This window comes from Pseudomonas sp. NY15354 (assembly GCF_048068075.1).
Classification (GTDB): domain Bacteria; phylum Pseudomonadota; class Gammaproteobacteria; order Pseudomonadales; family Pseudomonadaceae; genus Aquipseudomonas; species Aquipseudomonas guariconensis_C.
This window is the reverse complement of record NZ_JBLUPV010000013.1, coordinates 61,253-75,560: the sequence shown is the minus strand read 5'-3', so window position 1 is coordinate 75,560 and position 14,308 is coordinate 61,253. Positions and strand designations below refer to the sequence as shown.

The window sequence follows — 14,308 nt, the reverse complement described above, 5'->3', positions numbered from 1 at the left end:
ACGGTCATACCTCGACCGTCGCAGGACGCTGTCAGACCTCCGTCTGCTCAGCCATCTCCAATGCGTCATCGACTTCAATGCCCAGGTATCGCACCGTGCTTTCAAGCTTTGTATGGCCGAGCAGGAGCTGAACTGCTCTCAGGTTCTTTGTCCTGCGATAGATCAGCGATGCCTTCGTACGTCTCATCGTGTGGGTGCCGTACATAGCTGGATCTAGCCCAATAGACTTTATCCACGCTTTGACGATTCGGGCGTACTGCCGGGTGGAGAGATGCACTGATGCGTGTAACCGGCTTGGAAAAAGACAATCCTCGCTGTGGAGCTGGGCTTGATGTATCCAGGCCTGTAAGGTCAGACGCGTTTGCTCTGTAATTTCAAACTGCACGGGCCGTTGGGTTTTCTGCTGCATCACTATTGCTCGCGATGACACGTGCTCCCCATGAGCAACGTCGCGTACGCGAAGCTTGGTCAGGTCGCAGGCTCGTAGCTTGCTGTCGATGGCCAGATCGAAGAGGGCTAAATCACGAATTTCCTCCGCGATTTGGAGCCTTACCCGAATGGCCCAGATATCTTTCAGTCGGAGCGGAGCTTTCTGCCCGACCAATTTTCCTTTATTCCAAGGCTGATGGCTGCTGGTTGTAATGGCGTTCATGGCTTGTCCTCCTTGTGAGGGAGGACAAGGATGGTCATCCCGACCCAGAGGCGCCAACCGACCCAAAGCGGACGGTGGCTGCTCGCAGCACAGCCTGGTAAATAACCTGCGCAATTGCTAATCGGGTGGCTATTGCGCCCTTTTTGGCGTGGTGCCATCATCGCGTTTTCATCCGTAAACCTGACTTGATGCCGCTTTAGCGGCTCAGCGTAGGACAATGGCAAGGGACTAGTTATGCAAGTTGCGACGGTAAGAACGAAGGAAGAGTTGACGACGGCACGATCAGGGGGCTATGACCAAATCGTGGTGGAAGGCGAACTGGCCGACAAGCTAAAACGCTCAAAGAAAGTGGCGCTCGCGGGCACGGTGACTCTGGGGATCTTGGGAGCTGCACTTGCTGCGGTCCCGTTTACCGGCGGTCTATCAATGGCCGCCGCCGTGCCCGTCGCTACGTTGACCGGGCTCGAAATCGCAGCAATCATCGCGGCTGCCTCAGTGGGGGTTGCCCTTATCGTCGCAGTATTCAAAGACTATGAGGAAATCTCTTACGGGAGCGGAAAAATGGTACTTAGAAAGAAACGGTCATGAGCAAATTTGTGCCTGGGCCGCCATACTTCTTCAAATGCAAAAGTTGCGATCACCGCTTTAATAAATCGGTAAAAATTGGTTTCATGTGCCCAAAGTGCAAATCAATTTGTGTCGTCCGTGATGATTCGGTTCGGAAATAGCTCCGGCGATACTCCAGACTGACCCACCGAGAGCTGATCTTGCATTAGTCCTGGAGAAGTTCTCAAAATGTTATGGAGGCTCTTCATGCCTGGCGTTGGACATGGCCTATAACCGACCGCTTCTGGCCGATTGCTGCCCTTCACAAGCGTCCGCTTTGGGTCGAAAGCAGTCTTTCATGACAGGCAGAGATAGACGGGATGGCAGCCTTGCCAAGACACTCGTATCCTTACCGGGCAAAGGATGGAGCTTAGCGATGAATGTCCACAGAGAGACGGCCAGCACATCGGCTAGCCCGAAATGCTGTACAACCTCGTAGCCAAGCCCAGCAAATGAGAAACATTATCTTTACTGCATCGTGAGCTGCCATGCAGGACGCTATCCACTCTTCCTCAGTAGGGCAGTTGTACCAGCAACATCACAGCTGGTTTCAAGGGTGGTTACATCGTCGGCCAGCCATTGCTCAGGTGCGATCAGATGATCTCTCCTTCACTACTAAGCACTCTTGCAAACAAGCTCAAAACCCAAATCGCAGGCAACAAGAAAGCCCCGAAGGGCTTTCTTACAACGCAGTTAGCTTCATCACTGGAGAAGCTTTTTCCTTGCATCGTTGAATTCTTGCTCAGTGATGTGACCATCCTCTTTCAGCTTTGCCCATTTGATCAGTTCATCAGCGACGGAGAACGTGCGAAGCCGCTCGCCTTTGATGATGTCAACGTCACTGTTCTCAGGAACGGTTTTCGCTTTGCCGGAGAAGATACCGTTGGCTTCAATCCATTGTGCGTGAGCACGTAGAGGGCTGAGGAACAGGACATTTAGGAGGATGATGTAAAGCAGTGCGATGACAGTCAAGGTTGCTGAGGCGATGAACTCGCTCACCTGGCGGTCCCATCTTTCAGCGGCCCCAAGCGTCGTGGCGAAGTACAGGGCGAACAGGACACAGCCAGTCAACGCTATGTACACGTAGCCCTTGTAGTTCCTCGCTGCGGTCTCAATGTGGCTGAAATCGCTGTTTTTCTTCATCATCACCAAGCCGAAAATCAGAAAAATGGCTGGGATGATTCCTACCAAGAAAAATAGAGACGGCAGTAGCAGAAGCACGAAAATCAGCAGCTTGCTCTGCTCGGCGCTGGATAAAGGTGTGTTAGTCATGGTCGCTTCCGCGTTTGTCGGATTGGATTAAGAGGCTTCGATTAATGCTTTATGAAGAGTTTCACGGCTTCAATAGCAATAATCAAAATTGCCCAGCCGATGAAAATTCTGCGGCGCGTAGAGTTGTTGCGTTTTGATTTGAAGAAGGAAGCAATACCCATGTGAATCAGAGGTATGAAAATGCTTCCGCCGATAGCTCTAGAAATGTAACTCTGGAACATGACTGGCTCTCGGACAATATCCATGACAGGGGATACGCTAAAGTCGTGCTTCACCGTGGCATAGAAAACGATGCAAAAGCTAATCGCTGAGAGAGCAATCGCAAGAGCTAATGAGGTAGGTTTTTTCGTGGATGCGTCAGTTTCGCTTTGACCTTTCACTTCTTTTTCTGGCGCTGATACTTCCATGTCCCTTCCTTAGTCATAATCGTGGCTACGCGGCTATGGCGAACCTATCGTGCATGGCATAGTAGCATCACTGCTGATTTGACCAAAAGGGAGGGGCTAAGTATGGACTATTTTCTGGACAAGTCAGATGAGCTGCACGCCGAAATTCTGCGGTTGCTGGACGGTGTACCAGCGTATCCCGGCGTACGTCATGAGATTGCTTTGGTAGCCTGTGGCATGGCACTGGAACACGCTTTGAGCCTACGGTTGTTGGTGAGAGCGCAGTGCTACACTTCGGCGTTGTCCATGATGAGACTGCAATACGAAGCCCTAACCCGAAGCGTCTGGTTGCTCTATGGAGCTACGGATATGCAGGTCGAGACGCTGGCGTCACCACTGACACTAGACGCAGAGCACGCAGCCAAGAAAATGCCCATGTTCGCTGCCATGCTTGAACAAATCGGGAAGACAGCTCCAGAGCAGGCGTCGAGGATGCTGCTTAGTTTCAAACAGACGAATTACCACGCGATGAATTCGTTCGTGCATAGCGGGATTCACCCTCTACGCCGCCATGCAGAAGGCTACCCAGTGAAGCTGATTCAGGAGGTGCTGAGGAACAGCAATGGGCTGAACGTGATGACCCTCCAAATGGGCGTGATTCTGAGCGGCGAACCGCGTTTCAATGGCGCCATCAGGGCTGTGCAGGAAGGATATCAACAGATCCTGCCGGGCTAGCTCCATCAAATTTAAGGTACGAAGGCACATGAGTAAGTCGAGCGAGTGGGCATCGCAGCTTAGCCCAGGGAAGACAGTACAAGTTACACAGCGCAGCTAGTGAATGAATCGCGCGCAAAGCAGCTTGTTGGATGGCATGCTCGATACAGATCTTGCAAAGATCGAGGCCGAGCTGAAACAGCTTCTTCCTGCGACTGCTCAAGGCGCCGCCGAACTAATTATTCTTTGCGACAAGGCCGAGATCATCGGCGAAACCCTGGCTATCCTCACTGAAAAGATTTTGCGTTCGCCGCTCCTGTTTGAGATAAGCCAATGTTTGGAAGAAGCAATGCTTACAAAGGTGTAGTTCATAGCGCCCCCCATCATGGGCTGTGTCATTGTCCCAGTGTGCTTGTAGGGTGCCGAACTGATGCTTGCCAGTATCCAAGCGGGTTGAGCAACGGCATACGTCGCACACGACGTCAGTAGCGCTCTCCATCTCGACGCTTCCGGTTATTTTCATCGCTGACTCCTGCAAACGCCTCTGACTTTCGCTTTCAGCATACAGGCTCCGGGACGGAGCGTAGGCTTGCCATTGAGGTATCCTGCGGACGTACCCACGGTCGATCTCTGCGGGTGGTGATCATGAAATCTGATGGTCAGCTCCATGCAAATGACCGGTCATATCGAATGCAATTGGGTGGTCGAGTCTGCGCAATATCCCAACCACTCATGACGGTTGTTGGACCGCTTACGATGGCTGAATGCCTGAGCCTGGTCCGTCCTAGTGGCAGGGAGACGGAGATTGCCACCGGGACTCGATCAGGGGTCGCTCTAGCCTAGAGACTAGGGAACCAGAGCGCATCCAGTGAGAGAAGAACCTGCCGCTGGATACATTCGGCCGAAGGCCGGTTGTCTGCGGGACGTAGAGTTGTCCCGCCTCCAAGGGCCGATGCAGGAAAGCAAGGTGCAGAATCTGCACATTGCTCCCTTGAGCCAGTGAGTCCTCCATGCGCAGCACATCTTGATTGTGGCTTTCGGGGCTCAGTATGGACGGGCGGTGGTAGTCGGGCTCGGAGCCACGCGTGCAGGGGCGGTCTGCCTAGTAGGTCTTCAGGTCAGGTCTTGTGCAATGAGCGGAGAGAGATAAGGGCCGACTGAGCCCCGCATTTCATGCGGCTTATAGGACTTTATAGGCGACTATAGATCGATTATAGAACCGCTATGAGCGGCTCTTACGCTAATCCGCGCCACGACTGGAGGGAGGGCTTACTCGTCGACCTCTCTCAGCTCCTTCGCTGCTTCATTGAGCAGAAGCCTGGCTTCCCCACCGATGAATTCGGCTTCGACCAAGCAGGCCAGCGTCACCGGAGAGATCTCCAAAACATCGCATAGCGCACGAAAAGTGCTGAGCGACGGCGAGTATTCGCCCTTTTCGAGATTCCTCACATAACGGGCCGTCGCCGCAGGTTCGAATTGCTCTTGGGTCAGCTCCCTCTCAAGGCGAAGTCGCCGGAAGACGGCCCCAAATGCCGATTTATAGTTCATAGCGCTTAGATGGCTAAAAGGAAGCATTGAACCTATTGCCAGCTCGTAGGAACAGGCAGTATCCTGCCGGTTGCTGAATTTTCGGCTTTTTCGACTTTTTCCGAATCTTGGACGTGCTCAATCTACTGAGCTTCCGGGACGGCGACCTGCATCCAAATTTTAGTAACTGGAGAGTGTAAATATGATAAACGCCGGTGAAGACTTTATTAAAAATTATCCCATGATTTTTGCCCAGTCCCGAGAAAACCCATTGGGAGTCCATTACTGGGGGATAGAGTGCGGGAGCGGATGGTTTGGGCTGTTGGAAGTACTATGCGAGCGTGTTCAGGCTCACGTCGATCACCAGAAAATCGAGCAAGTAGTTTTTAAGCAGGTGAAAGAAAAATTTGGTGATCTCCGCATTTACTATTCGGGTGGCGACGAATACATCAGTGCGGTAATTGATATGGCGGAGGCTTTTTCTGCAATTTTGTGTGAGAACTGTGGTGCTCCGGGGGTAAAGCAGCGCTTGAAGGGCGGGTGGGTTAAAACAGTATGTCAGGCGTGCAGCAGAGAGTTTGAGTCGAGAGTTTAATTCTGGGGGTTAGTATGTTTCATACAATGATGGGTGCTCGCGTTATGAGCCTATTTGAGGAGCATGAAGCGCCAGAGTGGAGGTTTGTGTTTCACTCGCTCAATATCGAATGGTTTTATATTACGAAGGTTGAGTGGCAGGATGATGAGCCAGTTGGTGAGCACATGCTGTTGATCGGTGATGTCGCTGAACTTCAGCTCTTACTTTCTGCAAAGCTTCAATCAACCTCGATCTCAAGCATCTACCTGAATACGCCAGGGCACATGAATCTTAGCGAGCGCCGTGAACAGCATTTGCTTTTGAAGATAGAGGAAGTAGCCGATGTGTATCCTGGCTGCGCGAATATCAATCACATCTACACTATCTGGAGAAATGGGCCTGTAGAAGTCTATTCCGATGAACCTGGAGACTGGATCAGCAATGAAAGGGTCGTCCTCTATGACGTAGGTGGAGATTACCTTAAGTCTGTCGAAGCTGAACAGCTGGAATCCGCGAAACGTCAGGCATCTATCATGCAGGTCGCAGCTCGCATCCATAAAAATGATGCGAGTGCGTCGAATTTGTGGCTGCTCACTAGCATCGTGGAATTGGGTGCACGGCGGCCAATCGATATGACTTCGCCGATGGAATATGATTGGCTTCGAAGCTATATCAGCAAAAAATATGCTTTATAAGCATAGGGGAGACTGAAGCATGTTTCGTATCATGGCTGTTACAGATGAACACCTGCTTGATAAGATCAAGGTTTTGCTGGCGGAAAGGTCCAGGATTAAATTCGGATACCCAATCTTTCTGCTCCGCTCCATGGTGTCCTCTCCAAGGCTCAAGGATTTGTATGTGAGAGATTTCTCGATTGATGGATTGATCGAGGTCGGGGACAGCTATCTTGATAAATTCACAATGCTTGCTGATCAGCCTCAGAAAACCTACGGGATCAGTATCGCTCAGTGGGAGTCTGTGGAAAGCGGGGCAACATTCGTTGATGAGTTTCATTTTCGTGACACGTCAGTGATTAAGCTTCAGGTCTGGGCTTTTGATCCGCACAGCTTGACAGCGGAGCAGTTGCGGATTGCAGTTGCGGTGAGCTTTACCGAGCTTGAGATTTTTGATGAGCCACGTCTCGGATTAGCGTTGGATGAGCTGCTTGAGGATATACCGGTTACGACTGATTATGAGTACAAGTTCGGCAGGTAGGCGTGGACTCCTCACACCCTCTTGTGTCTCTGGTCTTCAACTTTTCGAAAGGTGTCGCATAAGTCTTAAGATACGCGACGTCCGTACCTAGCCCAAAGTTTCTAGGTTTCTGGTGTCGCGTAAATTAGTCGCAAGTTGTGCTATTCTAAAATCGATAATTGCGACATGCGAGGAGTGATAAATTGAACATTGGCTACGCCAGAGTGTCGACAACAGGCCAGGAACTTGAAATTCAAAGGGAGATGCTAATTTCGGTCGGGTGTTCCCGAATTTTCGAGGAGAAGATCAGTGGAGCTAAGATTGACAGGCCTCAGCTAGTCAGGCTGCTTGATCATCTCCGGGAGGGAGATGTGCTCGTGATCACTCGATTAGACCGCCTTGCGAGATCGACGCTTGATCTTCTTTCAATAGCAGAGCGTTTAAATGAGGTTGGCGCAGGTCTGCGATCCCTTGCTGAGCCCTGGCTAGATACCACGACCTCAGCGGGTCAGATGATCCTGACGATCTTCGCTGGGATCGCTTCATTTGAGCGTTCCCTCATTATTGATCGCACCCGCACGGGCCGAGAGGCGGCGATGCGTAGAGGTGTGAAATTCGGACCCAAGCACTCCCTCAATACCCAGCAGATCGAGCACGCTATGCAACTAGTGGCAGCTGGTAAGCCGGTATCGCAGGTTGCCTCCCTCCTCGGCGTGCATCGAGCGACTCTTTATAGAGCCCTCAATCGTTCGATGCCCGAGCTACCCACCCGGGTTGAGTGCGCGAGAGAGGTTTACGATTAGCCGTTCCGGCTGATCTACCTAGGGTCCACTAGGTGCCTTCCTGTGTTGCATTGAGCCAAGCCTGATGGACCCCTTGGGCCGACTAGGGATTCCAAAGCCTTCAATCGCTCATCCGAAGCGTGCGCCATTCCTGAATGCCAAAGTGCTAGTATCCCGACCAGTACGGTTGCTAGTGGCTCGTGTCTGCAAGGAGATAGGCATGTCATGGAAAATTAAGCTTGAGGATGCTCCCGATGGCTTTGGTGAATGGCTAGAAGTAAGTAGCTCAAAGCCTAACTGGAATGATTTTACCTATAACTATCATGCGACTGTGTATTTCAGTTACGCAGGTGAGTGGATATTCCTCAGCGCGTACCTACTCCCGGTTAATCTCAAGGACATCAAGCCATTCTCTTATCTTTCACATGCCCCAGATGGAGAACTCTATTTCTTTGTAAGCCTTTTGGCAAATCCGGATCAGTATAAGCATCTAGCTAAAAAAATGCCTTTTGATAGGATGAATTACCTGCTCACGGCTCTGCATGATGTGTCGTATGATCGCTATATAGGTGCGGGGAAATATGAGCATGTAATCCAAACAGAGCCTTTTAGGTTGGGCGTTCTCCGAAGTCATAACGCATATCTATCGTTGATAAACGGATATGGCGGCGCATACATACAGCCTCCAATGGGCGACGCCAAGGTTGCGTTCAGTTTCTCGACTGGTCTTCCTGGTGTACTCAACTCTGTAACTCTTGACGTTAGCTATCGCCATCATCAGTACTTTGATGACAGGGTGCACTGTCTTATAGGTGTAAACGGAACAGGAAAGACCAATCTTCTCGCTCGCCTCGTTGTGACGCTAGCGTCTACATGCAATGCGACTAATAGTTGTCCACCGGTTCTCATCTCCGCAGAAAATAAAGTACTTAGCCACTTTGATGGTTCCTCGTTTAATGCCGATGGGGGATTTAGATTCAATCGCGTTGTGTCTTATTTTTCCGACCCTTCATCACCTTTGCCGCGCTTCACTACCATGGGCGCATTCGAGTATCATGCATTTAATACGACAGCCAAAAAAGAGAGTAAGCAGTTTTATCAGAATCTTTCTTATCTCTTAGTTACACTGTTGCGCGATACAGATAGTAAATTTGAACAGTCAAAAAGTAAAATTTTAACTGACGCTCTATCGGGCATCATGCCGATGCATTTGCTAGCAATACCTGTCACGGCAGACTGTCCTGATTACTGCTGTGTAAAAGACGGCGACGGTAGAAATTGGAGCTTTACCAGTCAGATGACTGGGGAGCAGCGCTTCTTAGATATATTGGGAACAATCGATACAGAGCGAGAGCCAAGTTTTTTAACTCTAGATACAAAGCTGGTAATAGAGCTGAGCAGCGGTCAGCGCAGCATGTTTAACTTTGCCCTGCATTTTCTAACTTTGGCGGGGTATGGAACTTTGCTGCTGATTGATGAGCCGGAGACCTATCTGCATCCTAATCTTGTATCTGACTATATGATGTTTCTTTACAAGATATTAGAGCGAACTTCATCGCTCGCAATTGTTGCGACTCATTCGGCGTATGTTGTGCGCGAAGTCCCTACTCACTGCGTACATATTCTGGAGCGTACCGGTCAAACAGCCTCTATCAGTAGGCCATATCTTCAAACGCTAGGGGCAAATGTAGCGGAGATTTCTTTGGCCGTATTTGGTGACAGCACCGTTGATGCTTATCATCGAAAAGTCACAGAGACAATCGCTAAAACTAATATGCCCTTTGAGCAGGTTGTCGCGGCCTACCAAGACATTTTCAATATTGATATGTTGATGGAAATAAAAGATCGCATGAGCAAACCTAGGGAGTTTGATTGACTATGCGTTCGTTCAGTCACCCTGTTCTTATTGACGATTTGGCCACTCTCGACGCATTGACTACAGGTATACCCTTTCTGTACGGGTGCTTTCCAGTTATTGAAAATGCTTATAAGGCCTATGTGAACTGCGCCGGATCTCCGCAGTTAAAGGCGGTGGGATTGTCTTTAGGGCAGACGGTTTGCTTGCATAAGGCATACGATGGTGGGGCAAAAAAATATGGGCTCGATTGGATTCCGAAACTCAGGGATGTCTTGATTTGGTCTTGTCCGATGTGTGGGAGTTCAATGGTCGGGACGGTAGAGCACTATCTGCCAAAAATGCCTTTTCCTGAATTTTCTGTGTTTAGCTGGAATCTAATACCATCGTGCAGCTCGTGCAATCAAAGGCGAGGAAGTAAACACGTGAATGGAGTAGGTCACCAACTTTTGCATCCAATGTTTGATAATGTGATATTAGGGAAATTGGAACTCGTAACCCGATTCGCTACTGCGGGCTCGGTGACGCAGTTCGAACTTGGTTTTAATGAGTCAGCGTTCAGTGTTCCCGAACAGAGGCGCATCTCTGCCCATATAAAAATGTGTGTGGATGCGCGAGCCTTCAAACTTGCTACTCAAGTGCAGATCAGTACCGTGGCCGTCCGTGTATCAACGAAGAAGCTGGTGGATTGGAAAACGGTGATACAAACCGAGCTGGAAATTATGGAGTCGGCTAATCAGGGATATGGTTGGGCAGCGTCTTGCCTGAGGGGACTGCTTGAGGTCAGCGAGATACAGCTGAGTAGCATTCTCACACCGAAGATCGTGAAGTAATCCTGGGCACCTCGGGGGAAGGCTAGGGAGTGTGCAATCTGTAAGCACCATTTCGTAGGTGCTGAAGACCAGCAGCAGAAGCTGCTGGATTTGCCCAGCGGGTGCCGGGTTCTTGGGTGCGCTCTCTCGGCAAGGTGATGTTAGAGTGAGCGTACCCCATGAGGGTTGTGTTTTTCGTACAGCCCAGCAATTCCCACTCGTTGAGTAAATAATGACCTGTTTCTCTTTTCGTGCAGATGCCATCCAAGACGTCTTTGAATTCGTGCTGGCTCCAGGTATGCGGCCTCTCCAGCGGCTGACCATTCTGCCAGACCAGCACTTCCCGGATGTCGAAGTGGAAATCGAGACGAATATGCTGGAGGGGGAATTGAGGCTCATCATCGCCGGTCTAGAGGATTGCCACGTCATCGCAGATACTTTCCTGTCATGTGCTCTGAAATCGAACCCGCTCCAAAGAGGTGAAGATCCAGATCCACTCCCTGTCCAGCCAGAGTTTTAAGCGAATGGTAAAGAGCTACGTTCTTGAAGCAGCGCGGTTCCTCGATTATTACTTGGACGACGCGGTCGAGGCTGAATATGCCGTAATGCTGAGCGCTCCGTGGGGGGCGGGAAAGACTCACTTCATTAAGAAGTATCTTGAGGAGCGTTCCCGGAGGGCCTCCAGCGACGAAGGTGTGTGTTACTTGTACGCAAGCCTTTACGGCATCACGTCCACTTCCGCGATCAATGATCAGTTCTTTGCGCAGCTTCACCCCCACCTGACCTCAAAGGCCTCGCGGCTCATAGGCACCATCGCAGGCAGCCTGGCGGAGAAATTCGCCGGGGCGAAGAATAGTGGCCAGATTTTTCAGGATCTGGTTTTGAAGCTGGAAGGCAAGGTTCTGGTCATTGATGATCTGGAGCGGTGTTCTATGAAGATTCCCGATGTGATGGGATTCATTAACACACTTGTCGAGCATGAGCGCCTCAAAGTCATCATTTTGGTCAACGAGGAAGAAATACCCGCTGGCCAGCGTGACGAGTACGCAAGGCAGAAAGAAAAGCTGATAGGCAAGACGATCACGGTCAAGGCTGATCCGGGGGAGGTCCTGGAAAAACTCCGAGCAGGTCTGAGTTCGAGCACTGCTCGGGAGGTTGTTGAGCGTGAGCAGTCGGCGTTGCTGAGCACATTCACTGCTTCGGGTAAGCCGAATTTTCGAAATCTGCGTGCCGTGCTTGGTGACTATGAGCGCCTGATCGAGGCCGTTGACCCGCGCTTAAAGGGGAAGCCTGAGGCTCTGAAGCAGCTTTTGCTGTATATGATCGCCACGGGTAGTGAATCGCGAACCGGCACATTAACCAAGGAAACCCTTCAAGGTCTTCCGACTACCCGATTTGCCGTGGCACGCATTGGCGCTCAAGGTGCAAAAGGGGCGGGGGAGCAGCCGTTTGAGCTGCTGGCGAGTCGATATCCTGATGTGCAATGGACGGACCCTATCGTCGGTCCGCATCACCTTAGCGAACTGTTCTTTACCGGAAATATAGAGGTGTCGGAGATAAATGACATCCTTGCCCGCCATCCGGAGGTAGTTGGTCATGCTGAGGTTCCTGCGTGGAGGCTGCTATGGAATTGGACTCAGCTCTCAAAATCGGAGTACGACATTGCCGCTCCTGCGCTGGTAAGAGCGTTGGCCGAGGGAAGGTATACCCATCCTGGTGAGATCCTGCACAGCGCAGGCATCATCCTGACGTTGCGAGAATATGGCGATCTGCTGCTTGGCCAAGGAGTGGAGGTCGTGTCCTATTTCGCTGGCTACGTTTCTAAGCAGCTTGAGCAAAATACCCTGAAGCCCAACAAAGGCGCGTTTGGGTTCGATGGCACGGGCGCAGCCGGGCTGGGCTATTCGTCGTTCAGCAGCCCAGAATTCCAAGCGATTTACTCGGTGGTCAAGCTTGCGTGCGAGGAAATGGGGCGTAGGCGCATGGCACAGGTTGCAGGTTGTTATGTTGCTCGCTTGAGAGATGATCCCAGTAGCTACCCCTCGCTGTACGAATACGGCTTGGAGGATGGTAATTACGGCGGTATCGCCTTCCTTCAGCACACTGAGGCCGCCGACTTCGCTAACCTGCTCATAATAGATTCATGTTCGAACGACCATCTGTTTGCGAGTCTGATTAAACGTTTCGAGCACGATCACCCTGTTCGAAACGCACTTTTGGACGAATATGAATGGACTGAAGAATTAAGAAAGCAGCTTTTGGTGATAGTTGATGCAGAGGTCGCTCCCTTTGGGGAGATGCTACGACAGCGGATCAATTACTACTTTAGGAAGATAGCTGAGGGGATTGGCCGGCCCTTGCCAAGCGATTGAGTCCCGCTGGGTAATTCAGGCGAACTTTAGGTTCGCCTCTCGCGCAAGCGGCTCCGCTTCTTAGGGGGCGATTCAGTTGGAGTAAGGATACGCCGTTTTCATGTTCGACACAGTGCCAATTATATATTGGTCAAACGTCTCGCGTTTAGTGGTGAGGGCACGATGGCCTGAGACACGATAGTTAAAATAAAATTATCCTGATCCCGTGGTTCGTTTCATCACTGTCAAGATATTAGAATAGTTTGTTAGTAAGTGGTTACGTTTTATTTTTAGTTGCTATTTCTGTATGAGAGTGTGGAATTTAACAATTGACTATGGTATGATATAGCTATACATGAGAGGTTTTATATGAGCCCGGAACTTGATAGTATTCAGCGCTTTCTAATAGTGCAGCATCGAGAGCTTTTCGAGGAGAGTCCGTCTCCTATGAAGCTCCAAAAGCTTTGCTATTACGCGCAAGGGTATTTGCTTGCCCAGGGGCATGAGCTTTTTTCTGAAGACTTCCAAGCTTGGCAGCATGGGCCCGTTATTCCTGCGCTGTATGCAGAATACAAAGAGTATGGGTGGAGAAGTATCTCGCGAGAAATCGCTGATGTTAGCGGCTCGATCTCCGACAATATTGCTAACGAGTTGAAAGATATTGTTTCGGCCTATGGTCGCTATGATGGAGCTGCATTGAGCACCATGACTCATCGGGAGAGTCCATGGATTGATGCACGTGGCGGAATCCCTGAGGATGAGGGAAGCCGAGAGGTAATTTCTAAAAAATCCTTGAGGGCTTACTTCACTAAAGTTCTTAGCGCCAATGACGTCGAATAAATATGCTGGGCATGCTGCCGCCGCACATGCCAGTGCCTCCGCAGAAAAATTATCGATCTCATTCGAGTATTTAGATCTCACGATGCCTGAATATTTTGTGCATGGCCTAGAGGCTGCGCACTATCAGAAGCTTTTTGAGTGTCTCCACACTATTAGCTGTGCGACCGAGGATCAAATTACTCAACAGACGCATCCCTCGCTAGTTCCAAAATCCATTTTCAACCAGATTGGCACTCATGATCGTTTTCCCGAAGAAATTGAACGACGGATTGCTATGAAAATCAAAGGGGAAAAACGTGCGGGTGGTGCCCAGGAGAAAGGCTCTGGAGGGAAGTCACTAACTGATGAGGAGCTTACCGCTGTATCGGCAGTTGAAGCTAAGCGAGTAGTATCTAAGGCGTTTGAGGTCCGAATCTCAAAGGCATACGGCAGATTACATGGAATTGTTTGGAATAAAGCATTTCACGTGATTTGGATTGATCCCGCTCACAATTTATATCCGCTTTCGACCTACGGGGTGCGATTACATCATCGATATGCGACTGTTCAAGGGTATGGCCCTGAAAATGTTGCAGCTCTACAGGCGGAAAATCGGTCACTTACTGACCGGTTTAACAAGCTTCAGGTCGAACATGACGAGCTTTTTGAAGCGTATGCAGAAGGTAATGCGGTTTCTGTTGGTGCTAATTAGCGCTGTGGTGCCCACAGCGCCAGTATTCTGGATAGACGTTATTTCATGGGAT

At 50.4% G+C, this 14,308-nt stretch carries 16 protein-coding genes; 12 read left to right on the top strand and 4 right to left on the bottom strand.

The genetic code is table 11. The features are described from left to right. Positions 1–31: 31 nt before the first annotated feature. Positions 32–652 carry a tyrosine-type recombinase/integrase gene (locus ACNFCH_RS14525; protein WP_392525455.1) on the bottom strand — a complete coding sequence of 207 codons (621 nt, stop codon included), beginning with the start codon at positions 650–652 and terminating at the stop codon, positions 32–34. Positions 653–886: 234 nt separating this feature from the next. Here ACNFCH_RS14525 and ACNFCH_RS14520 point away from each other — a divergent pair, with 234 nt between their 5' ends. Continuing rightward, complete coding sequence (locus tag ACNFCH_RS14520; RefSeq protein ID WP_236248558.1) at positions 887–1,240, top strand: hypothetical protein; 354 nt, start codon at positions 887–889, stop codon at positions 1,238–1,240. A gap of 720 nt (positions 1,241–1,960) precedes the next feature. Here the strand turns inward: ACNFCH_RS14520 and ACNFCH_RS14515 are convergent. Continuing rightward, the gene (locus ACNFCH_RS14515; protein ID WP_236248559.1) at positions 1,961–2,530 is read right to left on the bottom strand and encodes an SHOCT domain-containing protein; all 570 of its coding nucleotides are present in this window, start codon (positions 2,528–2,530) and stop codon (positions 1,961–1,963) included. Positions 2,531–2,571: 41 nt separating this feature from the next. Further along, a complete protein-coding gene (locus ACNFCH_RS14510; RefSeq protein WP_236248560.1) occupies positions 2,572–2,937 on the bottom strand; it encodes a hypothetical protein in 366 nt (121 codons plus the stop codon). A gap of 102 nt (positions 2,938–3,039) precedes the next feature. Between ACNFCH_RS14510 and ACNFCH_RS14505 the strand changes: the two genes are divergently transcribed. Both ACNFCH_RS14505 and ACNFCH_RS14500 read left to right on the top strand, forming a co-directional pair. Further along, on the top strand, positions 3,040–3,651 hold the full coding sequence (locus ACNFCH_RS14505) for a DUF6988 family protein (RefSeq protein ID WP_236248561.1): 612 nt from the start codon (positions 3,040–3,042) through the stop codon (positions 3,649–3,651). 103 nt (positions 3,652–3,754) lie between these two features. Continuing rightward, positions 3,755–3,997: a hypothetical protein gene (locus tag ACNFCH_RS14500; RefSeq protein ID WP_373875716.1), complete on the top strand. Its 243-nt coding sequence runs from the start codon at positions 3,755–3,757 to the stop codon at positions 3,995–3,997. Between the two features lie 902 nt (positions 3,998–4,899). On the opposite strand, the gene ACNFCH_RS14495 is transcribed toward ACNFCH_RS14500, so the two are convergent. Further along, on the bottom strand, positions 4,900–5,178 hold the full coding sequence (locus tag ACNFCH_RS14495; RefSeq protein WP_236248563.1) for a helix-turn-helix domain-containing protein: 279 nt from the start codon (positions 5,176–5,178) through the stop codon (positions 4,900–4,902). Between the two features lie 181 nt (positions 5,179–5,359). Between ACNFCH_RS14495 and ACNFCH_RS14490 the strand changes: the two genes are divergently transcribed. The 9 genes from ACNFCH_RS14490 (at position 5,360) to ACNFCH_RS14450 (ending at position 14,256) form a co-directional block, all read left to right on the top strand. Continuing rightward, entirely contained in the window at positions 5,360–5,752 is a 393-nt protein-coding gene (locus ACNFCH_RS14490) for a hypothetical protein (protein ID WP_236248564.1), read from the top strand. A 44-nt stretch (positions 5,753–5,796) separates the two neighbouring features. After that, positions 5,797–6,426, top strand: a complete 630-nt coding sequence (locus ACNFCH_RS14485; RefSeq protein ID WP_236248565.1) for a hypothetical protein — start codon at positions 5,797–5,799, stop codon at positions 6,424–6,426. Between the two features lie 19 nt (positions 6,427–6,445). Beyond that, entirely contained in the window at positions 6,446–6,946 is a 501-nt protein-coding gene (locus ACNFCH_RS14480; RefSeq protein WP_236248566.1) for a hypothetical protein, read from the top strand. A 182-nt stretch (positions 6,947–7,128) separates the two neighbouring features. Further along, the gene (locus tag ACNFCH_RS14475) at positions 7,129–7,728 is read left to right on the top strand and encodes a recombinase family protein (protein ID WP_275949729.1); all 600 of its coding nucleotides are present in this window, start codon (positions 7,129–7,131) and stop codon (positions 7,726–7,728) included. Between the two features lie 199 nt (positions 7,729–7,927). Continuing rightward, on the top strand, positions 7,928–9,583 hold the full coding sequence (locus ACNFCH_RS14470; protein ID WP_236248567.1) for an AAA family ATPase: 1,656 nt from the start codon (positions 7,928–7,930) through the stop codon (positions 9,581–9,583). Positions 9,584–9,585: 2 nt separating this feature from the next. After that, positions 9,586–10,395 (top strand): hypothetical protein, encoded by an 810-nt coding sequence (locus ACNFCH_RS14465; RefSeq protein ID WP_236248568.1) that lies wholly within the window; start codon positions 9,586–9,588, stop codon positions 10,393–10,395. A 458-nt stretch (positions 10,396–10,853) separates the two neighbouring features. Beyond that, positions 10,854–12,746 (top strand): P-loop NTPase fold protein, encoded by a 1,893-nt coding sequence (locus ACNFCH_RS14460; protein WP_416743029.1) that lies wholly within the window; start codon positions 10,854–10,856, stop codon positions 12,744–12,746. A 348-nt stretch (positions 12,747–13,094) separates the two neighbouring features. Further along, positions 13,095–13,565, top strand: coding sequence for a Panacea domain-containing protein (locus ACNFCH_RS14455; protein ID WP_236248571.1), 471 nt, complete (start codon positions 13,095–13,097; stop codon positions 13,563–13,565). After that, positions 13,552–14,256 (top strand): hypothetical protein, encoded by a 705-nt coding sequence (locus tag ACNFCH_RS14450; protein WP_236248572.1) that lies wholly within the window; start codon positions 13,552–13,554, stop codon positions 14,254–14,256. The genes ACNFCH_RS14455 and ACNFCH_RS14450 overlap by 14 nt, the downstream gene beginning before the upstream one ends. The last annotated feature ends 52 nt before the right edge of the window (positions 14,257–14,308 follow it).

What these genes read in the sequence shown, in the direction of transcription:
- ACNFCH_RS14515 (WP_236248559.1), bottom strand. Translation starts at nt 2,530, where the DNA reads ATGACTAACACACCTTTATCCAGCGCCGAGCAGAGCAAGCTGCTGATT.
- ACNFCH_RS14450 (WP_236248572.1), top strand. Translation starts at nt 13,552, where the DNA reads ATGACGTCGAATAAATATGCTGGGCATGCTGCCGCCGCACATGCCAGT.
- ACNFCH_RS14495 (WP_236248563.1), bottom strand. Translation starts at nt 5,178, where the DNA reads ATGAACTATAAATCGGCATTTGGGGCCGTCTTCCGGCGACTTCGCCTT.
- ACNFCH_RS14485 (WP_236248565.1), top strand. Translation starts at nt 5,797, where the DNA reads ATGAGCCTATTTGAGGAGCATGAAGCGCCAGAGTGGAGGTTTGTGTTT.
- ACNFCH_RS14490 (WP_236248564.1), top strand. Translation starts at nt 5,360, where the DNA reads ATGATAAACGCCGGTGAAGACTTTATTAAAAATTATCCCATGATTTTT.
- ACNFCH_RS14505 (WP_236248561.1), top strand. Translation starts at nt 3,040, where the DNA reads ATGGACTATTTTCTGGACAAGTCAGATGAGCTGCACGCCGAAATTCTG.
- ACNFCH_RS14465 (WP_236248568.1), top strand. Translation starts at nt 9,586, where the DNA reads ATGCGTTCGTTCAGTCACCCTGTTCTTATTGACGATTTGGCCACTCTC.
- ACNFCH_RS14510 (WP_236248560.1), bottom strand. Translation starts at nt 2,937, where the DNA reads ATGGAAGTATCAGCGCCAGAAAAAGAAGTGAAAGGTCAAAGCGAAACT.
- ACNFCH_RS14480 (WP_236248566.1), top strand. Translation starts at nt 6,446, where the DNA reads ATGTTTCGTATCATGGCTGTTACAGATGAACACCTGCTTGATAAGATC.
- ACNFCH_RS14455 (WP_236248571.1), top strand. Translation starts at nt 13,095, where the DNA reads ATGAGCCCGGAACTTGATAGTATTCAGCGCTTTCTAATAGTGCAGCAT.
- ACNFCH_RS14525 (WP_392525455.1), bottom strand. Translation starts at nt 652, where the DNA reads ATGAACGCCATTACAACCAGCAGCCATCAGCCTTGGAATAAAGGAAAA.
- ACNFCH_RS14470 (WP_236248567.1), top strand. Translation starts at nt 7,928, where the DNA reads ATGTCATGGAAAATTAAGCTTGAGGATGCTCCCGATGGCTTTGGTGAA.
- ACNFCH_RS14520 (WP_236248558.1), top strand. Translation starts at nt 887, where the DNA reads ATGCAAGTTGCGACGGTAAGAACGAAGGAAGAGTTGACGACGGCACGA.
- ACNFCH_RS14500 (WP_373875716.1), top strand. Translation starts at nt 3,755, where the DNA reads ATGAATCGCGCGCAAAGCAGCTTGTTGGATGGCATGCTCGATACAGAT.